This is a genomic window from Bdellovibrio sp. BIS2 (assembly GCF_055398295.1).
On the sequence record NZ_AP035879.1, the window covers coordinates 2,116,734 to 2,140,611 of the forward strand.

Here is a 23,878-nt window from a genome sequence, read left to right on the forward strand (position 1 = left end):
TTACAAATCAATCCCCAAAAGGAAACTGCCGACCAAAGCCACAAACACCGTCAGCGCCATCACCGCCAGGCCCTTGTCCTTTTGCTTCAGGAACAAAATCGCAGTCATCAGGACTCGCACCAAAGGCAGACAGACCAACACCACCAGCCCGAACTGAGCAATCAACAAAGCCCGGTCATTCATCACCAGCGCCCACTGAATATTCTCAACAAAGGGACGAGGTTCATAAACAGTGAAAGACTGCAAATTGTCGCCGTCACGCAACCACATCCACACCCAGCCCGTCAGCAGAAAGATTCCGGCAAACAGTACGCCGCCACGAAGGATCTGACTGATTGTCAGCTCCAGGTCATGCAAAGAATCTTTGTCAGGTTTTGTTTGCGGCGTTGGCGTCATTTCAACCCCTTGATGATCATCTGAATGGAAACGATGCTTAGAACCACCACGAAGATCTGACGAATGCGCACGGCCGGGATTTTCACCATGGCCTTGGCCCCCACAAAGGATCCCACGATAATTCCCACTGCCACGGGCGCCGCGATTTCAGGACGGATGTCCCCGCGCAAAAGATACGCCCCGGCGCTGGCAGAGGCCGTCACGCCAATCATAAAATTGGACGTCGCACTGGAAACTTTGATCGGAAGCTTCATCGCCCCATCCATGGCCAGAACTTTGAAAATGCCACTGCCGATACCCAAAAGAGCCGACATCACACCCGCACCGAACATGGCAAACAATCCCAGTGGAACATTCTGGACTTTGTATTCAACCAGTCGGTTGTCGCTTTCAGGATAGATACCATCCAGCTTCAGTTTTTCCGCCCAAGGGTGATTGACTGTCGCAATGTGTTCGCCGCGTTTTCGCAGCATCATCAGCGCCGAAAACAGCAAAAAGGTGCCAAACAAAAGGAACAGGAATTGTGCTTTGATAAAGGATGAAATCAAAAAACCAACAATGGCACCGCTGACCGTTCCCACTTCCAGAAACACGGCCAGTCGCAAATTGGTCAAAGAATCTTTCAGATAACTGGCAGCAGCGCCCGAAGACGTCGCCACAATCGAAATAAGACTGGCGGCAATCGCATAGCGAATATCAACGTGGTACACAAGCGTCAGAACCGGCACCACAATAATTCCGCCACCAAGCCCCAAAAGGGCCCCGAGGAATCCGGCGGCCATGGAAGTGATCAGCAGCAGTAACTCAAACATCGTGCCTTACTTTGCGCACTCGTACAGTTTTACCAGACGAGCTCCGAAATAAGTGTCTTTCTTTGTGAACTGCCAAGGCGGATAAGGCAGGAAAACAGCCTCAGCGCACTGACCCGGCTGCGCCACCGCCCACTGACGGTCTTCAGAAGACGCCGTGAAGATTTCGTTTGTTTTAGTGTCCTTAATACCAATAGCGAAAGAGAACACCTGAGAAGTGATGTTACCTTCAGCGCGTGTGACAAGCGCCACAGGAAGCTCCACACGCTCAACACTGGTGATTTCACCAATCACAGTTTTAGAGAAAATCACGCTGTAGTTCGCCAGCACCGCCCACAGAATCAAACCAAGTACAACCAAACCAATAACAAACTTTGTAAACTTCCAAATTGTTGCCATATCCATGGCTTATCGGTAAGTTTTAAACACGTCAACAAAAAGGACCCCCCGTGTTTTCCAAACAAGAAAAACTCCTTCTCGCGATCCTGGCTTCCATTCAGTTCAGCTCCATCGTGGACTTCATGATCATGATGCCGCTGGGACCGCAGTTGATGCGCATGTTTGCGATCAATCCACACCAGTTCGGACTCCTCGTGTCATCGTACACCTTCTTTGCGGGACTGAGCGGCTTTGCCGCCTCTTTTTTCCTGGACAAGTTCGATCGCAAAGCATGCCTGCTGTTTTTCTTTATCGGCTTTTCCGTGGGAACAGTGGCCTGCGGTCTGGCGCCCAATTATGAAATGCTGCTTTTGGCCCGCGGCCTGACCGGCGTCTTTGGCGGTGTGCTGGGATCTTTGGTTCTTTCCATCGTCAGTGATGCGATTTCCTACGAGCGCCGAGGCAGCGCCATGGGCGTGATCATGACTTCGTTTTCCATGGCTTCCATCCTGGGGGTTCCGTTCAGTCTGTACCTGGCAAACCAGTTCAACTGGCACGCCCCGTTCATCTTCCTGGGCTGCACGTCCCTGGCACTTTGTGTGGTGATCTGGTTCAAAGTGCCCGCCATGAGCAAGCACCTTGAAGGCGGCACGAATAAAGAGCCGATGTGGAACACCATCACGCGCATCGCGAGCAACAAAAACCAGCGCCGTGGACTGTATTTCATGTCTTCGGTGATGTTCGGCCATTTTGCCATCATCCCTTTCCTGTCCCCTTCACTGGTTGCGAACGCCGGCTTAAGCGAATCCCAACTGCCACTGATGTACATGATCGGCGGGGCTTTTACGATCTTCAGTTCCCCGTTTATCGGTCGCCTGGCGGATCGCTATGGCAAACACAAAGTTTTCCTGTGGGGTGCCCTGGTGACGCTGATCCCTTACTGGGTGATCACCCATCTGGGACCAAGTCCGCTGTGGGTGGTGCTGGCGATTTGCGCCTTCTTCTTTGTGGTTTCCGGCGGGCGCATGATTCCCGCAACAGCATTGGTTTCTGGTACAGCCCGCCCGCAAAACCGCGGGAGCTTCATGAGTATCGTCAGTTGCGTTCAGCAGTTGTCATCGGCAGTTTCAAGCTATATCGGCGGACTGATCGTCACCACCGGAGCGAACGGACGGCTGGAGCACTACCCGACGGTGGGCTACATCGCCATCGGCTTCACCTTTGTGGCGATCTTCCTGTCCCGTCGTATTGAAGCGGCCGAAGGTGGCGGTCCGGCTCCAGTGGAGCACGTCGCAGAACCAGCCGTTTAGATCATTTCACTTTTTGGCGCAGGGTTTTGGTTTCAGAGTGCTTGCGCTTGGTATCCAGACGCTTGCGCACAGAACTGCGAGAAGGTTTGGTGGCCACCCGTTTTTTGGGAACAAAGAGTGCTTTTCTTAAAAGTGCATGCAGACGCGCAATACACTCAGAACGGTTCTGATCCTGATCGCGATGCACATCACTGCGAATCAGAATATCCCCGTCTTCGGTCAACTGCGCTGCCAGCTTGGCCTGCAGGCGCAGTTTTAATTCTTCACTGATCACCTGGGAGCTCATCAGATTCCAACGCAGGATCGCCGCCGAGTTGGTGCGATTGACGTTCTGCCCGCCGGGTCCGCGAGACCGGGCATAGGTGAAGTCAAGTTCGGCAAAAGGAATCTGAATTTCGATCATGCCTTGGCTGCGCTTTCAAAATCGGCCTGTCCCTCGCCAATCTTTACATCGTTCAGAAACACTTCGTAATCAATAGGGGAAGCCTTCACGACCATGGCACTGACACCGCAGTACTTGGTCATGGACAGCGTCACGGCCTTCATCAACTGCTCGTTTTTCATGTCGCCTTTTACGAGAAATTTCAGTTTCACGCGGTCAAAAATGGACGGATAGCCCGCCGTGGTGTCGGTATCTGCGTCCACGTTGCAGGACTGAAGCCCGACTCTCATTTTTTGCAGAATGGAAACCACGTCCATTCCGGTGCACCCGCAGATGCTGGCCAAAAGCAGCTCTTTTGGAGATGGTCCTTGGTCCTTGCCTCCGTCGCTGCGTGAGTCCATAGCAACCTTGTGGTCACGAATCTGTGATTCGAACCCGATTCCTCCAACCCACTTCGTTTGACACGCCATATGACCCATTAAAACCTCCTGCAACGCGCTTTGAGAGGTAGCCTACCGTCCATAACGCCAGAAGTAAAGGCCCCCATTGGCGCGGCAAAGGTTTGCAATGACCTTCCTTTGGGAGGTACAATAACGGGGTTAGGAGTACCCTTATGATTGCAATGATTGCTACAGCCATAATTGGAATTGTCGCCGGTGGTGGTTTGGGCTGGGCCTTGCACAAATTCTTCAGAGCACGCACTTTGCGTCTGGCTCGCGAAGAGGCCCAGGATATTTTGGACGAAGCCAATGAAGTCATCGAACTTCGCAACCTGGAGGAAAAAGAACGCATCCAGGAAATCGAAATGGAATTGTGGACCAAAGTGGAACCCGAGATGCTGAAGTCCGAAGGACGCATCGAGGATCTGCAGGAAGTCGCCAACGAGAAAAAAGCCAAAGCCGACGCCATCGTTCAGGAAGAAAAAAAGAAACTTCAGGATCGCGAAGCGGACGTCAAGGTTCAGGAACAGGCCCTGCGTGGTCAGGAAGCTGAACTTGGAAAACTCAAGGAAGCGCAAAAAGCCCTGAACCAGGAACTGGTTCAGAAGCTGACAGAGCGCCTGGGAACTTCCGCAGAAGAGTTCAAGACCCAGTTGAAAAACCAGATGGAAGAGGAATCCCGCCGTCGTGCCGCGCGCATGATCCAGGAAACCGAAGCTGACACCAAAGAACACGCCGAATCCGAAGCCAAGCGCATTTTGAGCCTGGTGATTGACCGTTTTGCCCGTCCTTACTGCGCCGAGCGCGGTATTGGGGCCGTGAACTTCCCGGATGCCCACATCCGCAAGCTGTTCTGTGATCCAGCGGGCAACAACATCAAGGCCGTGCAGGATGCCTGCGGTTGCGACATCATCGTGGAAGAAGGCATGGAAATGGTCGGCGTTGCCGGCTTTGACCCTGTTCGCCGCGAACTGACCCGCCGTACTTTGGAGCGCATCTTCAAAGAAAAGAAAAACATCAATCCTGATTTCATCAGAAAAATTGCTGAAAACCAGAAAAAGGAACTTTTCAAAAACATCAAACACGATGGCGATTCTTTGGCCAAAGAGTTGAAACTGGAAGGTTTGAACGCCGAGATCCGTCAGATGATGGGTTCTTTGCGCTATCGTTATTCCTTCACTCAGAATCAGTATTTCCACTGCGGTGAAGTGGGCTGGTTGGCGGGCCTGATGGCGGCCGAACTGGGTATTGACATCAAGAAAGCGCGCCGCGTGGGTATGCTTCACGACATCGGTAAATCCATGGACCACACTGTCGAGGGCGGTCACGCCGTGATCGGCGCTGACTTTATCGCGGCTCGCGGTGAAGCACCTGACGTTGTTCATGCCGTGAAAGCCCACCACTTTGACGAACAACCCAGCACCGATCATGCGTTCCTGGTGATCGCGGCCGATGCGGTTTCCGGGGCTCGCCCAGGTGCGCGTCGTTCGACAATCGAATCTTACAATCAGAAAGTTTCTGAACTGCAGGATATCGCCCGCAGCTTCCCTGGGGTTACGGACTGCTTCGTATTGAGTGGTGGCCGCGAATGCCGCGTGATGGTGAATGGCAAAAAGGTGGATGACACTCAAGCCATGGATCTTTCGCGCAAAATTGCGGCACGCATCGAAGAAGAGTGCAACTATCCAGGATCAATTAAAGTGGTTGTGGTGCGCGAAACAGTTGTCACCGAGCAAACAAGGAAAGAACTCGCATAAGCAATGTGAGTTCTTTCTGTCTTTAGACAGACCTTCTATTAAAATCCCTTCATGCTAGTTCTTTTAGAAGATTCTCCGATCTACTTCGGTTTCAATTACTGAAGTAGCGACACACAGGGAGAATATTCATGGTCTTAGAAACTAATCTCGAAAAACAACGCACACCTCGCGTTCTGGTGATCGACGATAGCTTGGATTCTGTGAAACTCATGTCACACATCCTTGATCACTACAAATGCGATGTCACGATGGCTTTCGACGGTCAAGATTCCATCCCACTTCTTGCGAACAGACATTTTGATTTGGTGATTTTAGACTGGCAAATGCCACAAATGGGCGGCCGTGACACTTTACTTTTGATGGATCGACTTTTGACTGAAAGGAAGGTTCATAAGATCCGTCGCCCGATTCCGGTTGTGATTTACACCGGCCACAGCGAAGAAGAACTGGATCTGCCACTGGTCAGAAACTTCACCTATATGGGCTTTATCAACAAGCGCCAGGCGTTCAGTTCCATGATGAGATCATTTAATTTTATTTTGCGTTCTATCTAAGGCAACTTAGGAACGTATGCAACGGGGCCGCGGGCATGATGTCCGTGGCCCCTGAACTATCACCTTACGGCTTCGCGCACTGCCCTTGATTCTGACAACGGATCATTTCATAACGATGCTGATGCATCTCTTTCAAAGTGTATTCAAGCTCCACCTCAAACCCCTGGGACGCAGAACCTTTCTGTGCGATAGAGAAGAACTCTTTCACGAAGGCAAACTGCTCTTTATCGAACGTCTGATTCGAAGAGGTCGAACGGAAGAACAATGGTTTTCCGGAACGGTTGTACTTCAAGAAGCGAGCTCTTTGTTCCTGGGCTTTTTGCAAACCGCCGCGAACGTCTTTCCAGCATTTGACTTCAGCGATTTTCAAGACCTTGTTCAGATTGTTATCAAAGATCACCACATCCAATTCACCAATGATGCGGGAGCCATCGCCGTACGCAATGCCCACTTCCACTTTATATTGTGGCGCCGGGTACGTGCGCTGCATTTCCAGACGCGCGACTTCTTCACAGATGGCGCCGGAATCTTCATAGCTGCGTGGAATGTCTTTTAGTTCAGAAAAATCCTGAGCCCAGTCTGCAGACGCCGTGGAAACAGACAGCAAAAGACCAAGAATCAACGATACAACTTTCATAGAGCCCCCTCGAGGCCCCTTTTTTGCCGGGTCGCGCCACCAAAAGCAACTACATTGTCCACGAAGTTTTATGACGCATCGCCACCACAAACTCCCCAGCCGAAAACGCAGTGCCCCTTTGCGGGAAGGGCCCGCCCGTTGTACTATCGGAACCCTATGGATCCTGACCCTTACCCGAAATACTCGTCCCTTTCCCGCAGGAGCGCACATGACTGAGTTCATCGTTGTCGCCGCCTGTCTTTTCGTAAACATGCTTCTTTCCGGTTCCGAGATGGCCTTTGTCACGGTCAACCGGCAGCAATTAAAACGCCTGGCACCGACTCACAAAAATGCCCGCCGCCTGTTGAAGTTAAAAGAAAATCCGGAGCGAACCCTGTCCGTCATCCAGATCGGTATCACCCTGGTGGGTGCGATCGCGGCGGCCGTCGGTGGTGCCGGGGCCGAAGAAGCTTTAAGTCCGTGGCTGATGAGCACATTTGCGATGTCCGAACAAACCGCCGAGGCCGTGGCCATCGGTATGGTGGTTCTGCCGATCTCTTACTTAAGCGTCGTTATTGGCGAGCTCGTTCCCAAGACTCTGGCTTTGCGAAATCCTCTGGCCATTGCGCTTTTCACGGCGCAAGGTCTGTATGTGGGAGAAAAACTGCTGTCCCCGGCCGTGACCATTCTGGAGTGGTCCACGAACGTGGTTTTGAAGCTTTTCACTTTCGGGAACTTCCACGGCGCCCCTAAAGAAACGCACATTGAATTTGAGGATCTGCCACAGCAGACCAAACAATACGTTGTGAATCTGGTCAGCGCTGACAAAAAGATGGCCCGTGAAATCATGCTCCCGTGGAAGGACGTCATCTTTGTCAGAAAGACGGACTCTGTCGAGGACGTTGAAACCATCATCATGAATTCCCGCCACACCCGCCTGCCGGTACTGGACGGCGAAGAGGTCATTGGCCTGATCAACACCAAAGAATTCCTGACTGCGCGCCGCTATGGCGAAGCGGAATGGCAAAGTGTGATCCGCCCGATCCTGCGCTTTAAGGCCTTCGAGCCGCTTTTCAGAATTCTGCTGAAAATGCAGGAGCAAAAATCGCATATGGCCATCATCTATGAACAACAAAACCCGATGGGTCTTGTGACCATGGAAGATATCTTTGAAGAAATCATCGGCGATGTCTTTGATGAAGATGACGATGGTCTGATGAAAAAGATCCTGGCCTCCAAGTCCCGCCGCCGTCCCATCTAAAGGACATATACAAAAGCCCAAGTTTCCCTTGGGCTTTTTTCTTTCTGGACCTGACATGCCTGTAAAATGCCACTTTCCATACAGTTGCTGAATTTTCCGATAAAATTCAGGTGAAAGGGGCACGGCATGACTCTTTTATCTTTGGCGCTGCTTTCACTTCTTTCGATTTCCTCTGCTGGAGCCAGCGAGGTTGCAGCTCCTATTGCAGGCTATGGAAGCGTCACATTGATTGACAGCAACAAGGGAGTTCAACTGCGCATTTCCCTGAATGCCCCGCCGTTTACAATGTACTCTTTTCGTCTGGTGAACAACTGTCAGCAACAGACCCCGGAACATCATCGCACCCGACAACCTGTTGCAGGATCCGTAATCACCAACCGCGAAGGAACTGCCCAGTCTGTGCGGACCTTTCATCGGCAGACCCTTCAGCAGTTGCATCTCAACGGTTTGAATGCTGTTGTTTTTTATGTGCATGACTACAACAATCTAAGATTTCTTTCCTGCAGTGAATTGAAGCCCGTCTTTAACGTGCCTGAGTTCAATTTAAAACCGAATCAAGAAAGTCCCCTGCGATGAAGCGCGCAGCCCTGCTGACCGCCATTCTGGTACTGGGGCTTGTCCTGTCGCAGCTTATCCCTGTCATTCTTGGTCAGACATCACCCCACTACAAAGAAGTCCTGCAAGTGATGACCATGACACTGCTGGCATTCATCATGATTCAAGTCGGACGGGAATTTGAAATTGATCTGAAAAACAAGCACCAGTATTTGGTGGACTATGGAGTGGCCGCCACCGCCGCCGCATTCCCCTGGATCTTTTGTACTCTCTATTTTCTGGCTTTTCTGATGCCTGAACAAAACCATTCAAACACTCCGCCCTGGATCGAAGCACTGCTGGCGGCACGCTTTGCCGCCCCCACCTCTGCCGGTGTGCTGTTTTCCATGCTGGCCGCTGCCGGGCTGTCGGCAACATGGACCTTTCGCAAAACCCGTATTTTGGCCATCTTTGATGATCTGGACACGGTGCTGTTTATGATCCCCCTGAAAATCCTGATCGTGGGCTGGGCATGGCAAATGGGGGCGGCAGTCTTTACAATGGCAGCTCTTTTATTACTGGGCTGGAAATTGTATCGCCGACTGCGCTGGCCGTATTCGTGGCCTTGGATCTTCCTGTACTCGCTGGGTATCACCGCTTTGAGCGAAACCGCCTACATTCTGACCCGGGACGAACAAACCAGAGTCGGCATGCACATCGAAGTCCTATTGCCGGCTTTTCTTTTGGGCTGCGCACTTTCCAGAAAACACCCCCGCGAAGTCATCGTGCCCGGTGAAAATCCACCAGGTTTAAAGGCTGAAGAAAAAGTGGGCGTGGCCGTTTCAGCCGCCTTCATGCTGCTTGTCGGGCTTACCATGCCCGCCGCCACCGGGGCAAATCCGGCCATTGTGCTCAACATGAACATCTCCACACTTGCCTTGCATGTACTGGCCGTTACTGTTGTCGCCAATCTCGGCAAAATGTTTACACTCTTCTGTTACAAAAAAGAGGCCCGCTTCAAAGAACGCCTGGCAGTTTCTATCGCTTTGTTTCCGCGCGGAGAAGTCGGGGCAGGCGTGCTCGCACTATCCTTGTCCTATGGAATACAAGGACCTTATCTTGCGGTGGCATTTTTATCGCTGGCGCTGAATCTTATTCTGACAGGAGGCTTTATCTATGTGGTGAAAAAGCTGATCACCAGCTAATCAGCCTCATCCAAGGCCGGGAATTCAATCCTGGCCCGAGTGCCCTGATCATTGATCAGAGTGAACTTCCACCCATAAAGCGTCGCCACCGAGAACACCCACGCCAGCCCCAGGCCACTGCCTTTTTCCTGCCCGGAGCGGTGTGGTCCGCGGTTAAACGGAGTCCCCAAACGCTCGATCACTTCCGCCGGAACTCCGTCCCCCTGATCCTGAACGATGAATTGGTTCTGTTTTAAGATCACTTTCACAGGACCGTTTGTATAGCGAAGAGCATTCACCGTCAGGTTTTCAATCACCTGTTCCAAATGCAGTGGATTACACATCACCTGAAAATCCGCGTGAAGATCCAGATTCAGACGATCCGGATACGCACGCTGAATCGAACTGCATACTTCGCGCACCACGACTTGAGTCTTTAAAACGTGCAGATTCTGGGGCTTTTCGGCGTTAGCCAGATCCGCCCAGTCCAGGAAATTGGTGATGGTACGGGAAACCCGGTTCAACTGCCTCTGCACTTCGTGATTTTCGCTGGCTTCCCAATGGTATTTTTCCTGCAGGCGTTCCAGCTCGCGGTTTAAAAGGGTCAATGGGGTTTTGATTTCATGGACCATCTGAAAGGTCCAAGATTTGGTGAATTTGTTATTCATATTCACCCGCCCCACCAGTTGGGAAATACCCTCCACCAGAGATTTGAATTCGTCCCGGCGGCGCAGATATTTTATCTGCGGAGACAACAGGCGATGCGGGATTTCGGGAATATCCTTTTTACTTTCAAGCATGGCACTGGCTTCATGCAGGAAGCCTTCCAGATCCCGCACAGGTGAAAACAACTGGGCTGACAGGAACCAGGTCATGACCAGAACAATTCCCACGATCAACGAAATCAACACCACGGATCTTTGCGTCAGCGTGGACCAGAAGATGAAATTAGAGTCCGTGATCGCTCCGACCTGCAAAGTGCGGTTGGGAAATTTGGGCAGACTTAGATTCAGAACTCGCAAAAGTCTGCCGTCTTGTTCGATCGTCACCCACTGGGGACTGCGCGGAATGGCGACATCCAGCAGACTGACGTTGTCAGTCTGAAACAAAATCTCGTCCTTGGAGTTTCGCACGATAAAGAACTTACCCACGCGGTCCGGCCCGAGTTCTTCAGAAATCAGGGCATTGGCAATCTGGTAGTCATAGGTTTTCAGATCTGACAATTCTGAATCAACAATGGCCGTGGCCGTTTCCCGAACCTGATCGTCGATAAAAGCCAGACGCTCGCTTTGATAAAAATAGGCCAGCAAAAAAGTGATGCAAAGACTTGTGAAAACCAGAGTCAGAAGTGATAGAAGAAAAAACTTAAGCCTCAAGCCAGTACCCCACATTGCGCACGTTTTTTATTCCGCAGGAACATTTCCCGGATTCAAGCTTTCGGCGCAGATTGTTCACCGTGGCTTCAACCACTTTGGATTCCACATCGCCCTTATTGTCCCAGACTTTTTCAAGCAGGACCTCTTTCGGAAAAACCTTGCCCGGATGATGCGCAAACAAGGACAAAAGTTGAAATTCCTTTTGCGACAAGTTCACCACTTCGCCAGCCACTTCCGCCCGGCGAAGTCCCATGTCGACAGTTAGATTTCCCACGGTGATCAACTGACTAGACGCCACCAGCGTGGATCTGCGCCCCAGAGCCTTGACTCGGGCCACCAGTTCTGAGGTTGAATACGGCTTTGCCACATAATCATCAGCCCCCAGGTCCAACAAACGGGCTTTTTCATTACTGGTATCGATGGCGGACAGGACCAGAATCTTTGTATCAATAAAGGACGTCTTGATGCGCTCGACATACTGAGCCGAATCGGTGCCCGCAATCATGCGGTCTTGCACCACCACTTGCGGATAAAAGGATTTTGCTTTTAAAAGTGCGGCAAGCTCTGAAATGGACTGCACGGCTTTCACCGCCCAGCCTTGAGACTCAAATGTGATTACAAGACGCTTGCAGATCTCTTCGTCGTCTTCCAGCAACAGGATGTTCATGGCGTCACTATAGCCCAATCCGGACTCGACTCTGTAAGTTATTTTCCATGTTAAAAGATTTTTTATTTTCAGCCATTGTTGGTTCTTTGCCATTTGCTAGGCTTAAACAAAAAGGAGTCCCGATGAAAACCCAATGGATTGCATTTTTCGCTCTAGCTCTGACATTTGCTGTCACTCAACCTGGCTACGCTGCAAAAGCCTCTAAGAAAGAACTGAAAGCTTACAGCCAGGCTTGCAAATCTGAAAACCCAAAAGCCAGCAAAAAAGAAATCCGCAAGTGCGTGAAAGAAAAAGCGAAAGCCTCCGCGACGACATAATTTGATTTAAGCTCGACTAGAAGCGTGTTGAATTTCCCTTCATACATTCTTCTAAGCCTGAAGACCCAAAGTCTTCAGGCTTTTTTTTGTTTGCGGCTTACTTGCGCCGAAACACCCACAACAGTTGATCGCGCTTGCTGCGCACGACTTTTTGATTCTTGTAAATCCCCAGATGGCCTGACACGAAATACGCCACCAGACAGGCTAAGAATGCATAAGGGGCGATATGCCATCCGAAAATCTCACAAGCCATCACCGCACAAGCCAACGGAGTGTTGGCCGCAGCACCAAAGACGGCGGCGAAACCCAGTGCCGCCAACAGGGAAACGGACACCGGCAAAACCACAGAAAGCGCACTTCCCAGGCCCGAGCCGATAAAGACCAGAGGAATAAACTCTCCCCCTTTAAACCCTGATCCGACGGTCAAACCTGTGAAAAGGGTTTTATAAACCGGATCCAGAAAGGCAGCACTTTGCGAGAAATAATCCTGAATGACGGGAATTCCCAGCCCCACGAAACGGAAACTGCCTTCAAGCTGATAAAGAATCACCAGCAACACGCCTCCCACAACGGGTCTGAATGCCGGATGCCTGATATATCTTTTCTGACAACGCTCGATCCAATGTGTGAAGCGCATGAAAATATTCGCAGCAAGCCCGAAGATCAAACCCGCACCAACAACAGCGACAAAACCAAGCGCGCTGAAAGAAACATCCCCGACCGGGCCGAACACAGAATGCGGAGCCCCCAGCAGACGGCAAACGTAATAGGCCACAAACGAAGCCACCAGACATTCTGCCAAGGCGAACAAGCGAAGTCTGCCCACCTGAATGACTTCCAGACCGAACAAAGCTCCGGCCAAAGGTGCGCCAATAGCCGCACTAAAACCCGCCCCGGCCCCCGCAATCAAAAGCGCCTTACGATCTTCAGGGGACATCTTAAAAAAACGGTTGAGCTGATCAGCAAGGCTAGCCCCCATCTGCACGGCCGTGCCTTCCCGCCCCGCCGATCCGCCGAAAAGATGAGTCAGCACAGTTCCCAAAAGCACCATCGGCGCCATACGAAATGGAATGATATTGGATGGGTCATGGATTTGTTCCAGGATCAACCCTGTGCCCTTGTCGGTGCCTTGTCCATACTTGTAGTAGGCATAACCGATCACCGCTCCAGCCGCGGGTAAAAGCCATATCAGCCAGGGATATGACTCCCGCAACAGGGTCGCCGCGTTCAACGCAATTAAGAACACTGCGGCGGCCATTCCGGCCATCACTCCCACGGCAGCACTTAATAGTATTCTTCTGATCTGAAAATTCATCCCTGGAATCAGACGCTAGTCCTGCATCCCCAAGTGGTCAAGCCCTTGAAAAAGAAAAACCCCCGTGGTTCACACGGGGGTTTTAAGTTTCGGAATCAGTTCCGTCTTAAGAATGACGGGACATGTATTCTTCCTGGGAGAAATCATCCACCAGGATCGCGTCGTAGCGAACCGCATCGGATTCCTGGATCAGCTTCAGTTCGTCCTGAGTGATCACATTCTTCTGAAGGGCTTCATCCAGCAGCAAGTGAACTTTCTTTTTAGGCAGAACACCTTCACGGATGGCTTTTTTCACTTTTTTCTCGGCCGCTTCAGCTTTGTTCGTCACAGAGAATGCGTGCTCCAGACGACCGATAGCTTCGTTTTTATCTGTTGGCAGATAGATACCATCAGACAGACGCTCACGGATGCCGCCTTCTTTCAGCATGGAAGCCGCGATCGCGTGAGACCAGCCGTCAGAAGCCTGGGAACCGATGGAGTTGATGCGGGACCAAGCACCGATCCAGCCTTTGAAGAACCAACGCAGACCCGGGATTTTCAGGTTGTCGAAGATGCCATCAAAACCGGTCTGGATGTTCGCCATGCAACGTTTCAGGTTGTAGTGAGCAAACGCCAGGTCTTCTTCACGACGACCTTCGTACTCGAAACGACGAAGAATTGCTGTTGCCATGTACATATTCGCCAGAATATCCGCGAAACGACCGGTGATTTTTTGTTTTGCTTTCAACTGACCACCCAAAACACCCATCGCCACGTCAGACAACAACGCGAACGTTGCAGAAGTCCAAGTCAAACGACGAACGTAAACTTTCATTTGCGGGTGCACATCCGGAGTGGACGCCAGGAAACCACGGGAACAAGAAAGCAGAATCGCGCGGCAAGTGTTGCGCACAACGTGACCGATGTGACCCCAGAATGCTCTGTCGAAGCCTTTCAAATCACCTGCTTCCGCAGTTTTAACTTCCGCGTAAGCAAATGGATGGGCACGAAGAGCCCCCTGACCGAAGATCATCAAAGTACGAGTCAGGATGTTTGCACCTTCAACCGTGATACCGATTGGAGTCGCAATATAGATTTCCGCCAGCACGTTGCGAGGACCCATAGAGATACCCGCACCACCCATGATATCCATGGAGTCGTTGATCACATGACGGCCCATTTCAGTTGCATAGTACTTTTGCATCGCTGTGATAACGCCCGGCTTGATACCTTTGTCGATGGCACCAAGGCAGTAACGTCTCATGGCTTCAAGCTGGTAAGCTGCCGCCCCGATACGCGCCAAAGGTTCTTCAACACCCTCGAAGCGACCGATGGACATACCGAACTGACGACGAACCAAAGAGTGCGCAGACACAACACGAGCCGCCAGTTTCGCGCCACCGGTTGCCTGAGCTGGCAAGGAGATACCACGACCTGCAGCCAGACACTCCATCAACATCAGCCAGCCCTTACCGGCATTGGCAACACCACCGATGATGGCATCTTCTGCGTTAACGATAACGTCTTTACCTTGAGTCGGACAGTTGTAGAACGGAATACCCAGTGGATCATGACGACGACCCAAAACAACACCCGGAGTGCTGGAAGGGATCAACGCACACGTGATACCCACGTCTTCGCCTTTACCCAAAAGATTTTCAGGGTCACGCAAACGGAACGCTAGACCAATCGTGGTGGAGATCGCAGCCAGAGTGATCCAGCGTTTGTTCCAGTTCAATTTAATTTGCAGTTTGCCATCCGGACCTTTGAAAAGAACACCGGTAGAAGTGATAGAACCCGCATCAGAACCCGCTGTTGGCTCTGTCAAACCGAAGCAAGGGATTTCTTCACCCGTCGCCAGGCGTGGAAGATAGCGGTTTTTCTGTGCATCAGTTCCGTAGTGAGCCAGAAGCTCTGCAGGACCCAAAGAGTTTGGAACCATCACCGTGATTGCCGTAGACAAAGAACGGGAAGAGATTTTCATGATCACTTCAGAGTGCGCCAGCGCAGAGAATCCAAGACCGCCGTACTCTTTCGGGATGATCATGCCTAAGAATTTTTCTTTCTTGATGATGTCCCAGGCTTCTTTAGGGATGTCTTTGTCTTTGTGGATTTTCCAGTGATCCAAAACCTTACACAGGTTGTTCACCGGGCCGTCCATGAAGGCCTGCTCTTCCGCCGTCAATTGCGGATAGTCTTCTTTCAGAAGATTGCCGAAGTTCGGGTTGCCGGAGAAAAGATCTTTTTCAACCCACACGGCACCGGCGTCCAACGCCGCTTTTTCCGTGTCGGAGATTTTCGGAAGGAACTGCATCTTCTTCATGAACGCCAGCAAACCGGATGTTACCAGTGCTGCACGCAGCGGCGTGATCAGGAAGATGATGGCGATGACAGCGTACACTGCCAGCAGCCAGGTTGGCGCTCCAAAGCCGACAAGAATTGCGGCCAGGGCAATCGCCCACACAATCAGAGGGCTTGAGAAAAAGCCCACAAACAACAGAAGCACCACAGAGCCCAATACCCACAGGCCCGTGTAGTTCTCCAAAAACATTCCATAGAATGAGCTGATAGAATCCACGATGAATCTCCTTTATTGAAATACACCAATAATTAGACTCAATAATGTGAGCATGTGCAAGCGCATCTGGCCCGTTATCTATATATACACGGAATATGAGGAGAAATTGATTTAACCTTTGGGAGCAGAACTAATCTTCTTGGGTGATCCCGGAAGATGGAGAATCACAAATTTCAAAGAAAACATCAGACGGGAAAAAAGCAAAAGCCCTCTTGCGAGGGCTTTTGTCGTAACTTAAGTACTAAGCCTAAAGGCTAATTACTTAGTTTCGCCAGCAGGAGCTGCTTCAGTTGGAGCTGCAGCAGGTGCAGTCTCTGTAGCTGCTGGAGTGCCTTCAGCAGGAGCTGCTTCAGTAGCAGTTGCTTCTGCAGCAGGAGCAGTTTCAGCAGGAGCTGTCTCTGGTTGGTTTTTAGAGCAAGTGAAGCCAGTTGTGAAAGATAGTGCAAGCAAAGCTGCTACTACGATTGCTTTCATTGATGATCCCTTCGTTATTTATTTAAGCTGACCTTGTTGACTTTATTGCCAACAGTGGGCCCGCGTTTGTTTTAAAACTCGACTAAGGCCTAAGTTACACAAAAATTGGCCCGCTTAGCAAACGAAATTTTGCAAAATTATTTTTGGCAACGCGAACACCAGAAGGTGTTTCGCCCGCCCAGAACTTTCGACTTCACCTGTTGCCCGCAAGTCACACAAGGCTCTTTGTCCCGACCGTAAACCCGAAAGCTCGTCTGAAAATAACCACTTTCCCCAGAGGCCTGGGCAAAGTCGCTGATCGAAGATCCACCCGCTTTAATTGACTGAGATAAAATTTTTTTAATCTCGCCAACCAAAAGCGAAGCTCTTTCCAAAGACAGCTTTCTTGCTGGCAGCGTGGGTTTTATTCCGGCGGCAAACAACGCTTCACTGGCGTAGATATTCCCCACCCCCACAACAACCTTCTGATCCATCAGCGCAACTTTCAAAGCCACATCCTTGCCGCGCAGTTTTTCCCACAGCAGCGGTCCATTGAATTCCGCCTCTAGCGGTTCCGGCCCCAAATCCGCTAACTTAGGGTGTTTTAACGGGTCTTGAACAAAGTCAAAACAGCCAAAACGGCGCGGATCGCGGTAAGCCAGACGCAGGTTTCCAGAAAAATGCAGATATATATGGTCATGCAGCCGCTCATCCCCCGGCACCGCCACCCGCCAGGTTCCGGTCATTCCCAAGTGGGAAAGCATCGCCCCTTTGGGCGTCCAAAGCAGCAGATACTTGGCGCGACGCTCAATAGAAGTCAGCGGCTGGCCAACTAAAGTGCTTATTTTTTTAGCAGGAATGGGCTCGCGCAGATCTTTGCGCATCAGTTCGACTTTTTCCAAAATCGGCTGGTCTTTTAATATAGTCTCAAGTCCCCGGCGGACGACTTCGACCTCTGGAAGTTCAGGCATCACTCACCTCGTGTGAGCCCAATTTATCACACTTTTTCAGCTACTGCGGGCGAATCCGGCAAATACCTAATTTTACTTAACTTATTTAAATGATCCATATCCAGCGGAGCACTATTACCCTGACCCCGCCTTTAATCCCATCTTGCTTCCTCGCCATCTGCCGAAGAGTCCAACATGAGACATGCGATCCTATTTCTAACTTTAATTATCACCCTTGCAGGCTGCCAGCACACGGCTCACAGACACCCATCTTCGGAATCCGCCCTAAAACCGCGGTTCAGCCGGGATCATCTGTCGCAGGTGAAAAATCAGCATGTCTTGATTGTGACCCATGCCTCGGAATTCTTCGACATCACCCGATCGGCCGCAGCCGGAATTGATCAGATCGTAAAAGAGTTCAAAGCCCTGGGCCGCCCGGTGATTTATCTGGTCAGCGACCAAAGCGCCGAAGGCTATCGTCAGTGGTACACTGAAGATCGCTCGCCTGATTTTGAAATATTCTCTGACGGCGGCGAACACAACATTCCTCTGGCCGCCAGCGAAGTGACCATTGTCGGAGGATTCTTTGGCAGCACCGACACACTGCCAGGATGTCATGCTCTTTCCATGCGTGACGCCATTCGCATGCACTTTGAATTGTCCCAGGCACCACTGACCATCCATGTGCCGATACAGGCCACCTATTTTTACGATGAATGGAAGGATCAGAGGGACTATCTTCTGAAAAACCATCGCCCGCTGATTCATGCCGATACAAAGTATCCCTTTGCCACGATGTATTTTCTGCGAGAAGGAAATGACGGCGCCGGTGACGACGGCAACGAGCAGTACTTTGCCCACTTCTTTCACCCTTCCCGCACTGCAAATGCAAACTACAGATTCGGCACCTTTGATGACGTCTCCCGCAAGACGCATCAGTTTCATTTTTATGTGAATGACCGACTGTTTGAATCCATCACGGAATCATCAAAACAGCCCGTGCATATTAAACTGGAAACCCGATAGGAAAGCGAACCGACACCCGGGTGCCCTGCGCGACATTCGGGTCAAAGATCAACACTCCGCCCATCTGATTCACAAAGTCCTTGGTGAATTTAAGTCCCACTCCGAAGCCGTCATCCTGCGACGACATCACCGCACCTGAATCCGACAACGACGCCATGATTTCCGCCGACACACCCGGCCCCTGATCCTGAATGGTCAGCTCAACCTGATTTCCCATAATCAAGCCGGTCACTTGAATAGTTCCACCCTCAGGACTGAACTTCACCGCATTCGAAAGCAGATTTCTTAAAATCGTTTCCACAACACGGACGGAGCCCCACAACTGAACTTCCTCTTTCGGCAGATCCACTTTCACCGAGACATTTTTTTGCAGAATCTGAGGAGCCAGATGCCCCACGGCCGCATTAACACGCGTCTTCAGATCAACACCGCCCCGGCTTTCCCCTTCATGGCTCCAGGCCAGAATATTTCTCAACAACTCCAAAGAGGCCTTGTGCGCTTCCCGCACGCGAACCAGCGAATCCGGAGTCAACACACCGTCTTGACGGGAAACCCCACCCAGCAACAATTGAGTTCCCGCCAGAGCCCCTGTCAGATCATGAGCAAGCACTGTCTGCACGCGCTTGTTGAACGTGTGCATTTTCAGGATCTCTTCATTCAGGTCCTTCAGAGCCTTGTTGCTTTCCTCAAGCTCAGTAACGTCATTGAGCAAATACACCTGAGCCGGATTTTCCTTATCATCGCCTTCCAAGTAATGACGACGAACCTGATAACTGTGCCCGTGAACTTGAAAACGATCCCCACCCGAAATGATTTTTTGCAGAACCGGAATGTCGCCGGCCAGACGCCCCCGCCAGCTTTCTTTAAGACCCAATATCTGCAACGCCGCCGCATTACCGCCCCAATATTCAGAGCGCGCATTTAAAATAACCACAGGGCCCGGCAACTGTTCGAAAACTTTCTGCTGCGCCAAGGAAGTGATTTCCAGAACATCACCCTTGTTCGCCGCATAGTGAAGACCCCAGATAAATGGCCACAGGGCCGCAATTTTCAACTGGCGCAAAGGCAGATCCTCGGAGCTCATTAAAACCAGCCCCTCAAGAGCAAAAGGCCATAAGGCTGCTGCCAAAAACACCAGGGCATATTTCCAACGACGTCCTTTGAGGGTGCAAACAGCATAGATCAGAAACGCAAATCCCACTGCAATTACCACGGCTCCAAAAGCAAAGGTCGCCAGCACCCCCGGCCCGCGAGTAAAATCCACAAGCCCACTCATGCCCGGGATCAAATGAAAGTCGTAATACATCCATTTTGAGGCCGCAGGAAGCCCGGCCATCGCCAGCAAATTACCGACAATCACCAGCGCCGGAAAGGCAAAGACCACATACCAGTACTGACGAAGCTTCGCCGAAACCCTTGGCAAAAACAGGCCCGCCCCCAGCAGGGCCCAGGACGGAAACAACAAGGGCAAACCCAGCATCCGCACATGGGTCATAAAAATCTTAAATGCCATGTTATCAATGGCAAAAACACTGATGATGGAAAAAGCCCACAGCGCATAGCCGACTTCAATAATAAACACCAGCCGATGAATGTAAGATCTGCGGTACGCCCAAGAACGAGCGGCGAAGACAGAACTGATAAAAAAGCTGAGCGCCGTGGATAGGAAGACCAATATGATTGCCATCGGCAAATTGTACTCGGCCGGGCTTTGAGTGCAACGAATCTTTATGCACAGCGCCGACTTGCCTTTTTCCGCGAAGCCGACAAGGATGCTATTCATGTCTACGACTCAGCAAGCACCACCCAAAGAAAACGGCCTTTTAAATATCGTCTTTAATATCGTACTTCCGGTGCTGATCCTGAATAAACTGTCCAAGTTTATCGGACCTTTCTGGGCTCTGGTTTTGGCGTTGGCCTTCCCGTTGGGATACGGTGCCTATGACTTGATCAAACGCAAAAAATTCAACGCCTTTTCAGCCCTGGGTCTTTTGAACGTACTACTGACCGGCGGCCTGGCCCTATTGGGTCTGCACGGATTCTGGTTCGCCGTAAAAGAAGCGGCCTTCCCTGCCCTGGTTGGTTTGTTCGTTTTGGGATCCGCTTTCACCAAAAAACCATTCATCGAAACTCTGTTCCTGAACCCTTCACTGATGAAGGTGGAACTATTAGAAGAGCGCCTGAAAGAAAAAGGAAAACAAAAAGAATTCCACGATCACATGAAGAGCGCCACCGTATGGCTATCGCTCTCGTTCGCCTTCAGCGCCATCTGCAACTTCGTCCTGGCTCGAAAGATTTTCATTAATATTGATTCAACACTGTCCGCAGACGCTCAGTCCACAGTGCTCAACGAACAAATTGCCCAAATGACCACCTGGTCAATGGCCATCATCATGGTCCCATCCATGATCTTCCTGCTAGGCATTTTCTGGTATCTCATGAGAGGCATCAAACAACACTCCGGCCTCTCCACCGAAGAACTCCTAAAAGAAAGCTAAAGCACACAATGCCCAAGTGCACTGTGGCATCCCAAGCTCAAAACGGCAAAGCCGTTTTGGCCCCCGTCCCCTTGGCACAACTGCCAAAGGCATTTGGCCCGCCCCCCCCCCAAAAAAAAACCGGGAACCAAGAAAGCTGCAACTTGCCCAAAATCAAGGCGCAAGGAGAAAGGCGTGCTAACAGCACGCCGCCGACGCAGCAACGCAGAGTTTGGGCAAGTTCCAGCTTTCGCTTAGAAGTCGCCGCCGCCTTCGAATGGTGGTGGCGGTGGTGGTGGTGGGAAGTCTGAATCGCCTCCGAATCCTCCTCCAAAGTCATCGCCAAACGGCGGTGGAGGTGGTGGTGGCGGAGGTGGTGGAATATCACCGTAATCTTCTGGCATATTGGGCGCCGGCACATAGCCGCCGTCGCCGCCAAAATCATCAAATGTTGGAGGTGGCGGGAATGAGGGACTGCTAGATCCCCCACCAAAACTGGAACCGCCGGAAGAGCCCGAGCTGGCACTGGAGCCGAACTTGGGCTTACCGCCGAACATGGCGCGCTTGCGATAGTCGTAACGTGGACGATCTTCAAGCAAACCCAATTCCTGAGATTCAGACGGCAGATTCTTTGCCCCACGATCCAAGGATTCGCGGCGCGCACTTTCGGCCGCATACACTCGACGCTCCTTTTCATAGGATTCGTCCCAGCGTTTCTTAGCAGCCGCATCAGCCTGAGCTTCAGGGCCGTCTTCAGTCATAACAATCGATTTTTTGTTTTTCTTGTACTCTTCAAGCTGGCGGTCTTTCTGACGTTCCCACTGCTCTTCTTCTTCAAGATAGGCACGCTCGCCCTGCTGACGAGCCTGTTCAAAGCGATCCTGCGCCTTATGATGCTGAGCAAAACCCTTTAGACGAGCCTCTTCCGGGCTTTCCCCCCATGCAGAGGAAGCAAAAAAACTAAGCAGAAGAAGAGAGGTCAGACGCCCTGAAGGTTTCATTCGTACTTCCGAGTCTATCAGGGCTCCCGGTTTTTTTTGAGCAAACAAAAAAGATGCTCGACCTTTGTCTGTTTTCTCAATAACGTACCAACTTGCCCCTAAGGAGTACTATGGACGCATTGCAGAGCATCGGAGTTTTCGCAGCACAGACCTTTTTGATCCTTTTCGCCGTCCTTGCGGTGATTCTGGTCATCGCCCTGCTGGCTGCCAAGGCAAGTCACAAATCCGAAATTCAAATCGAACTTCTGCATAAGCGCTACAAAAACTTCCGTCATCTTCTGAAAGCCCACACCGTCACCAAGTCCGAGCGCAAAGAGCTCAAGAAAAAGTTGAAAGAAGAGCGCAAAGCCCTTGAATCCAAATCCAGCGATGGCGACAAAAAAATCTTCGTGATCGACTTTGAAGGCGACGTGAAAGCGTCTGCGGTTGAAAACCTGCGCGAAGAAGTCACGGCTGTTTTGACCCTGGCCACCCCGTCTGACGAAGTTGTCGTTCGCGTGGAAAGCCCGGGCGGCGTGGTTCACGGTTACGGTCTGGCGGCAAGCCAGCTTTTGCGCATCCGAGAAAAAGGCATCCCATTGACCGTTTGCGTGGATAAAGTGGCAGCCAGCGGTGGTTACCTGATGTCCGTGACTGCGAACAAAATCCTGTGTGCTCCGTTTGCGATTGTTGGTTCTATCGGCGTGGTGGCTCAACTTCCAAACCTGCACCGCCTGCTAAAAAAGCACGATGTGGACTACAAAGAATACACCGCCGGAGAGTTCAAGCGAACCGTGAGCCTTTTGGGGGAAATCACCGACAAGGGCGAAGAAAAGTTCAAACAACAGCTTGAAGACACGCACACCCTGTTTAAGAGCTTCGTCAGCCGTTTCCGCCCTCAGTTGAATCTGGCTGAAGTTGCCACCGGCGAATATTGGTATGGCGAACAAGCCCTGACAAAACTGCTGGTGGACGAAATTCGCACCAGCGATGACTACCTTCTGACCCTTTCTGAAAAGCATCAGGTAGTTAAAGTAAAATTTGAACACCACGAAAGCTTAAGTGACAAGCTGACCGGCGTTTTGGGAAAGGCCCTAAAAAAAGGCGCCCTTTCTGCCATGGAAGAACTTGAAACAAGACGCTTTCTTTAAGAGGACTTAAATAGTGGCTATTCAACCAATACTTGAAGTTAAGAATCTGGAAACCACCTTTCACACAAAGATGGGCCCGGTCCGCGCCGTCAACAACGTCAGTTATGACATCTATAAAGGTCAAACCCTGGGGATCGTGGGCGAATCCGGTTGCGGCAAATCTGTCACTTCCTATTCTTTGATGCGTCTGATTGAAAAACCGGGCAAAGTTACCGGCGGCCAGGTCCTGCTGAATGGCCGTGATATCTTGAAACTTTCTGAACCGGAAATGGCCGAAGTTCGCGGCGGCGAGATGGCAATGATCTTTCAAGAGCCGATGACGGCCCTGAACCCGGTTCTGACCATCGGGTTCCAGATGGATGAACAGATCATGAAGCACAAAAAGTGCGGACCGAAAGAGTCCCGCGAACGTGCCATTGAAATGCTTCGCCTGGTGGGCATCCCTTCACCGGAAGAACGTTATGAGGCTTACCCTCACCAACTGTCCGGCGGCATGAGACAAAGAGCCATGATTGCCATGGCTCTTTCCTGCGACCCAACATTCCTGATCGCCGATGAACCAACGACCGCGTTGGACGTGACGATTCAGGCCCAAATCCTGGAGCTGATCCAAGGCTTGCAGGAAAAGCTGAACATGACTGTTCAGTTTATCACCCACGACCTGGGTGTAATTTCCGAGATTTCGGACCGGGTGATGGTTATGTATGGTGGCCAGACTTGCGAACAAGCAGACACGTCTGAACTGTTCCTGAACCCAAGCCATCCTTATACAGCAGCATTGATCGCATCCCGCCCCAAATTCGGCGAACGCGTCAGCCGCCTGACCACCATTGAAGGCTCGGTCCCGGCACCGTACGAACTGCCGAAAGGCTGTCCTTTTGTGAACCGTTGTTCTCGCGTGAAAAGTGAATGCGCCGGCACCAAGCCGCCTTTGGTAGAAATCAGACCGGGTCATAAAGTGGCCTGCTTCAACCCTCTTTAAGGTTCG

At 51.3% G+C, this 23,878-nt stretch carries 25 protein-coding genes; 11 read left to right on the plus strand and 14 right to left on the minus strand.

What is annotated here, in order from left to right; translation table 11 throughout:
- Genes ACZ520_RS10225 through ACZ520_RS10235 form a run of 3 tightly spaced genes read right to left on the minus strand, consistent with a single transcriptional unit; the run spans nucleotide 1 to nucleotide 1,604 of the window.
- On the minus strand, nucleotides 1-396 hold the full coding sequence (locus ACZ520_RS10225; RefSeq protein ID WP_088565109.1) for a DUF1634 domain-containing protein: 396 nt from the start codon (nucleotides 394-396) through the stop codon (nucleotides 1-3).
- Complete coding sequence (locus ACZ520_RS10230; protein ID WP_088565108.1) at nucleotides 393-1,208, minus strand: sulfite exporter TauE/SafE family protein; 816 nt, start codon at nucleotides 1,206-1,208, stop codon at nucleotides 393-395. Before ACZ520_RS10230 ends, ACZ520_RS10225 begins: the two co-directional genes overlap by 4 nt.
- 6 nt (nucleotides 1,209-1,214) lie before the next feature.
- Nucleotides 1,215-1,604, minus strand: coding sequence for a hypothetical protein (locus tag ACZ520_RS10235; protein ID WP_232469280.1), 390 nt, complete (start codon nucleotides 1,602-1,604; stop codon nucleotides 1,215-1,217).
- A 50-nt stretch (nucleotides 1,605-1,654) separates the two neighbouring features.
- Between ACZ520_RS10235 and ACZ520_RS10240 the strand changes: the two genes are divergently transcribed.
- Entirely contained in the window at nucleotides 1,655-2,893 is a 1,239-nt protein-coding gene (locus ACZ520_RS10240) for an MFS transporter (protein ID WP_464125314.1), read from the plus strand.
- A gap of 1 nt (nucleotide 2,894) precedes the next feature.
- Here the strand turns inward: ACZ520_RS10240 and arfB are convergent, their stop codons facing one another.
- Complete coding sequence (gene arfB / locus ACZ520_RS10245) at nucleotides 2,895-3,296, minus strand: alternative ribosome rescue aminoacyl-tRNA hydrolase ArfB (RefSeq protein WP_088565105.1); 402 nt, start codon at nucleotides 3,294-3,296, stop codon at nucleotides 2,895-2,897.
- Nucleotides 3,293-3,676, minus strand: coding sequence for an OsmC family protein (locus ACZ520_RS10250; protein ID WP_088566823.1), 384 nt, complete (start codon nucleotides 3,674-3,676; stop codon nucleotides 3,293-3,295). Before ACZ520_RS10250 ends, arfB begins: the two co-directional genes overlap by 4 nt.
- Before the next feature lie 212 nt (nucleotides 3,677-3,888).
- Here ACZ520_RS10250 and ACZ520_RS10255 point away from each other — a divergent pair, with 212 nt between their 5' ends.
- A complete protein-coding gene (locus tag ACZ520_RS10255) occupies nucleotides 3,889-5,472 on the plus strand; it encodes an Rnase Y domain-containing protein (protein WP_374030358.1) in 1,584 nt (527 codons plus the stop codon).
- 128 nt (nucleotides 5,473-5,600) lie between these two features.
- Nucleotides 5,601-6,026 (plus strand): response regulator, encoded by a 426-nt coding sequence (locus ACZ520_RS10260; protein WP_011164606.1) that lies wholly within the window; start codon nucleotides 5,601-5,603, stop codon nucleotides 6,024-6,026.
- Between the two features lie 64 nt (nucleotides 6,027-6,090).
- On the opposite strand, the gene ACZ520_RS10265 is transcribed toward ACZ520_RS10260, so the two are convergent.
- Nucleotides 6,091-6,663 carry a hypothetical protein gene (locus tag ACZ520_RS10265; protein ID WP_088565103.1) on the minus strand — a complete coding sequence of 191 codons (573 nt, stop codon included), beginning with the start codon at nucleotides 6,661-6,663 and terminating at the stop codon, nucleotides 6,091-6,093.
- A 208-nt stretch (nucleotides 6,664-6,871) separates the two neighbouring features.
- Here ACZ520_RS10265 and ACZ520_RS10270 point away from each other — a divergent pair, with 208 nt between their 5' ends.
- The 3 genes from ACZ520_RS10270 (at nucleotide 6,872) to ACZ520_RS10280 (ending at nucleotide 9,642) form a co-directional block, all read left to right on the plus strand.
- Nucleotides 6,872-7,903: a hemolysin family protein gene (locus tag ACZ520_RS10270; protein ID WP_088565102.1), complete on the plus strand. Its 1,032-nt coding sequence runs from the start codon at nucleotides 6,872-6,874 to the stop codon at nucleotides 7,901-7,903.
- 126 nt (nucleotides 7,904-8,029) lie between these two features.
- A complete protein-coding gene (locus ACZ520_RS10275; protein WP_416480553.1) occupies nucleotides 8,030-8,479 on the plus strand; it encodes a hypothetical protein in 450 nt (149 codons plus the stop codon).
- Nucleotides 8,476-9,642 (plus strand): cation:proton antiporter, encoded by a 1,167-nt coding sequence (locus ACZ520_RS10280; protein WP_464125319.1) that lies wholly within the window; start codon nucleotides 8,476-8,478, stop codon nucleotides 9,640-9,642. The genes ACZ520_RS10275 and ACZ520_RS10280 overlap by 4 nt, the downstream gene beginning before the upstream one ends.
- On the opposite strand, the gene ACZ520_RS10285 is transcribed toward ACZ520_RS10280, so the two are convergent.
- Nucleotides 9,639-10,931 carry a sensor histidine kinase gene (locus ACZ520_RS10285; protein WP_464125321.1) on the minus strand — a complete coding sequence of 431 codons (1,293 nt, stop codon included), beginning with the start codon at nucleotides 10,929-10,931 and terminating at the stop codon, nucleotides 9,639-9,641. The genes ACZ520_RS10280 and ACZ520_RS10285 overlap by 4 nt on opposite strands.
- A gap of 55 nt (nucleotides 10,932-10,986) precedes the next feature.
- Nucleotides 10,987-11,664, minus strand: a complete 678-nt coding sequence (locus ACZ520_RS10290; protein ID WP_464125323.1) for a response regulator transcription factor — start codon at nucleotides 11,662-11,664, stop codon at nucleotides 10,987-10,989.
- Nucleotides 11,665-11,786: 122 nt separating this feature from the next.
- Here ACZ520_RS10290 and ACZ520_RS10295 point away from each other — a divergent pair, with 122 nt between their 5' ends.
- Nucleotides 11,787-11,981 carry a hypothetical protein gene (locus ACZ520_RS10295; RefSeq protein ID WP_015091261.1) on the plus strand — a complete coding sequence of 65 codons (195 nt, stop codon included), beginning with the start codon at nucleotides 11,787-11,789 and terminating at the stop codon, nucleotides 11,979-11,981.
- A 97-nt stretch (nucleotides 11,982-12,078) separates the two neighbouring features.
- Here ACZ520_RS10295 and ACZ520_RS10300 read toward each other — a convergent pair whose 3' ends face one another.
- The 4 genes from ACZ520_RS10300 to mutM form a co-directional block, all read right to left on the minus strand.
- Nucleotides 12,079-13,296 carry a voltage-gated chloride channel family protein gene (locus tag ACZ520_RS10300; RefSeq protein WP_464125325.1) on the minus strand — a complete coding sequence of 406 codons (1,218 nt, stop codon included), beginning with the start codon at nucleotides 13,294-13,296 and terminating at the stop codon, nucleotides 12,079-12,081.
- Between the two features lie 106 nt (nucleotides 13,297-13,402).
- Nucleotides 13,403-15,853 carry an acyl-CoA dehydrogenase gene (locus tag ACZ520_RS10305; RefSeq protein ID WP_088565098.1) on the minus strand — a complete coding sequence of 817 codons (2,451 nt, stop codon included), beginning with the start codon at nucleotides 15,851-15,853 and terminating at the stop codon, nucleotides 13,403-13,405.
- Between the two features lie 258 nt (nucleotides 15,854-16,111).
- Nucleotides 16,112-16,327, minus strand: coding sequence for a hypothetical protein (locus ACZ520_RS10310; RefSeq protein ID WP_011164613.1), 216 nt, complete (start codon nucleotides 16,325-16,327; stop codon nucleotides 16,112-16,114).
- Between the two features lie 137 nt (nucleotides 16,328-16,464).
- Nucleotides 16,465-17,277: a bifunctional DNA-formamidopyrimidine glycosylase/DNA-(apurinic or apyrimidinic site) lyase gene (mutM, locus tag ACZ520_RS10315; RefSeq protein WP_427720766.1), complete on the minus strand. Its 813-nt coding sequence runs from the start codon at nucleotides 17,275-17,277 to the stop codon at nucleotides 16,465-16,467.
- A 300-nt stretch (nucleotides 17,278-17,577) separates the two neighbouring features.
- On the opposite strand from mutM, the gene ACZ520_RS10320 reads away from it, so the two are divergent.
- The gene (locus ACZ520_RS10320; protein ID WP_464125328.1) at nucleotides 17,578-18,282 is read left to right on the plus strand and encodes a hypothetical protein; all 705 of its coding nucleotides are present in this window, start codon (nucleotides 17,578-17,580) and stop codon (nucleotides 18,280-18,282) included.
- Here the strand turns inward: ACZ520_RS10320 and ACZ520_RS10325 are convergent.
- Nucleotides 18,263-20,065 (minus strand): sensor histidine kinase, encoded by a 1,803-nt coding sequence (locus ACZ520_RS10325; protein ID WP_464125330.1) that lies wholly within the window; start codon nucleotides 20,063-20,065, stop codon nucleotides 18,263-18,265. The two genes, ACZ520_RS10320 and ACZ520_RS10325, sit on opposite strands and share 20 nt — an antisense overlap.
- Here ACZ520_RS10325 and ACZ520_RS10330 point away from each other — a divergent pair.
- Nucleotides 20,064-20,780: a VC0807 family protein gene (locus tag ACZ520_RS10330; RefSeq protein ID WP_464125332.1), complete on the plus strand. Its 717-nt coding sequence runs from the start codon at nucleotides 20,064-20,066 to the stop codon at nucleotides 20,778-20,780. The genes ACZ520_RS10325 and ACZ520_RS10330 overlap by 2 nt on opposite strands.
- 233 nt (nucleotides 20,781-21,013) lie before the next feature.
- Here ACZ520_RS10330 and ACZ520_RS10335 read toward each other — a convergent pair whose 3' ends face one another.
- Nucleotides 21,014-21,760: a hypothetical protein gene (locus tag ACZ520_RS10335; protein ID WP_416480545.1), complete on the minus strand. Its 747-nt coding sequence runs from the start codon at nucleotides 21,758-21,760 to the stop codon at nucleotides 21,014-21,016.
- 110 nt (nucleotides 21,761-21,870) lie between these two features.
- On the opposite strand from ACZ520_RS10335, the gene sohB reads away from it, so the two are divergent.
- Both sohB and ACZ520_RS10345 read left to right on the plus strand, forming a co-directional pair.
- A complete protein-coding gene (sohB, locus tag ACZ520_RS10340; RefSeq protein ID WP_464125334.1) occupies nucleotides 21,871-22,890 on the plus strand; it encodes a protease SohB in 1,020 nt (339 codons plus the stop codon).
- A gap of 70 nt (nucleotides 22,891-22,960) precedes the next feature.
- Nucleotides 22,961-23,872, plus strand: a complete 912-nt coding sequence (locus ACZ520_RS10345) for an ABC transporter ATP-binding protein (protein ID WP_088566822.1) — start codon at nucleotides 22,961-22,963, stop codon at nucleotides 23,870-23,872.
- The last annotated feature ends 6 nt before the right edge of the window (nucleotides 23,873-23,878 follow it).

Excerpts from the sequence above, each read along its gene's own strand:
- ACZ520_RS10225 (WP_088565109.1), bottom strand. The coding sequence starts at position 396 with ATGACGCCAACGCCGCAAACAAAACCTGACAAAGATTCTTTGCATGAC.
- ACZ520_RS10230 (WP_088565108.1), bottom strand. The coding sequence starts at position 1,208 with ATGTTTGAGTTACTGCTGCTGATCACTTCCATGGCCGCCGGATTCCTC.
- ACZ520_RS10235 (WP_232469280.1), bottom strand. The coding sequence starts at position 1,604 with ATGGCAACAATTTGGAAGTTTACAAAGTTTGTTATTGGTTTGGTTGTA.
- arfB (WP_088565105.1), bottom strand. The coding sequence starts at position 3,296 with ATGATCGAAATTCAGATTCCTTTTGCCGAACTTGACTTCACCTATGCC.
- ACZ520_RS10250 (WP_088566823.1), bottom strand. The coding sequence starts at position 3,676 with ATGGACTCACGCAGCGACGGAGGCAAGGACCAAGGACCATCTCCAAAA.
- ACZ520_RS10255 (WP_374030358.1), top strand. The coding sequence starts at position 3,889 with ATGATTGCAATGATTGCTACAGCCATAATTGGAATTGTCGCCGGTGGT.
- ACZ520_RS10260 (WP_011164606.1), top strand. The coding sequence starts at position 5,601 with ATGGTCTTAGAAACTAATCTCGAAAAACAACGCACACCTCGCGTTCTG.
- ACZ520_RS10265 (WP_088565103.1), bottom strand. The coding sequence starts at position 6,663 with ATGAAAGTTGTATCGTTGATTCTTGGTCTTTTGCTGTCTGTTTCCACG.
- ACZ520_RS10270 (WP_088565102.1), top strand. The coding sequence starts at position 6,872 with ATGACTGAGTTCATCGTTGTCGCCGCCTGTCTTTTCGTAAACATGCTT.
- ACZ520_RS10275 (WP_416480553.1), top strand. The coding sequence starts at position 8,030 with ATGACTCTTTTATCTTTGGCGCTGCTTTCACTTCTTTCGATTTCCTCT.
- ACZ520_RS10280 (WP_464125319.1), top strand. The coding sequence starts at position 8,476 with ATGAAGCGCGCAGCCCTGCTGACCGCCATTCTGGTACTGGGGCTTGTC.
- ACZ520_RS10290 (WP_464125323.1), bottom strand. The coding sequence starts at position 11,664 with ATGAACATCCTGTTGCTGGAAGACGACGAAGAGATCTGCAAGCGTCTT.
- ACZ520_RS10295 (WP_015091261.1), top strand. The coding sequence starts at position 11,787 with ATGAAAACCCAATGGATTGCATTTTTCGCTCTAGCTCTGACATTTGCT.
- ACZ520_RS10300 (WP_464125325.1), bottom strand. The coding sequence starts at position 13,296 with ATGAATTTTCAGATCAGAAGAATACTATTAAGTGCTGCCGTGGGAGTG.
- ACZ520_RS10310 (WP_011164613.1), bottom strand. The coding sequence starts at position 16,327 with ATGAAAGCAATCGTAGTAGCAGCTTTGCTTGCACTATCTTTCACAACT.
- mutM (WP_427720766.1), bottom strand. The coding sequence starts at position 17,277 with ATGCCTGAACTTCCAGAGGTCGAAGTCGTCCGCCGGGGACTTGAGACT.
- ACZ520_RS10330 (WP_464125332.1), top strand. The coding sequence starts at position 20,064 with ATGTCTACGACTCAGCAAGCACCACCCAAAGAAAACGGCCTTTTAAAT.
- ACZ520_RS10325 (WP_464125330.1), bottom strand. The coding sequence starts at position 20,065 with ATGAATAGCATCCTTGTCGGCTTCGCGGAAAAAGGCAAGTCGGCGCTG.
- ACZ520_RS10335 (WP_416480545.1), bottom strand. The coding sequence starts at position 21,760 with ATGAAACCTTCAGGGCGTCTGACCTCTCTTCTTCTGCTTAGTTTTTTT.
- sohB (WP_464125334.1), top strand. The coding sequence starts at position 21,871 with ATGGACGCATTGCAGAGCATCGGAGTTTTCGCAGCACAGACCTTTTTG.
- ACZ520_RS10345 (WP_088566822.1), top strand. The coding sequence starts at position 22,961 with ATGGGCCCGGTCCGCGCCGTCAACAACGTCAGTTATGACATCTATAAA.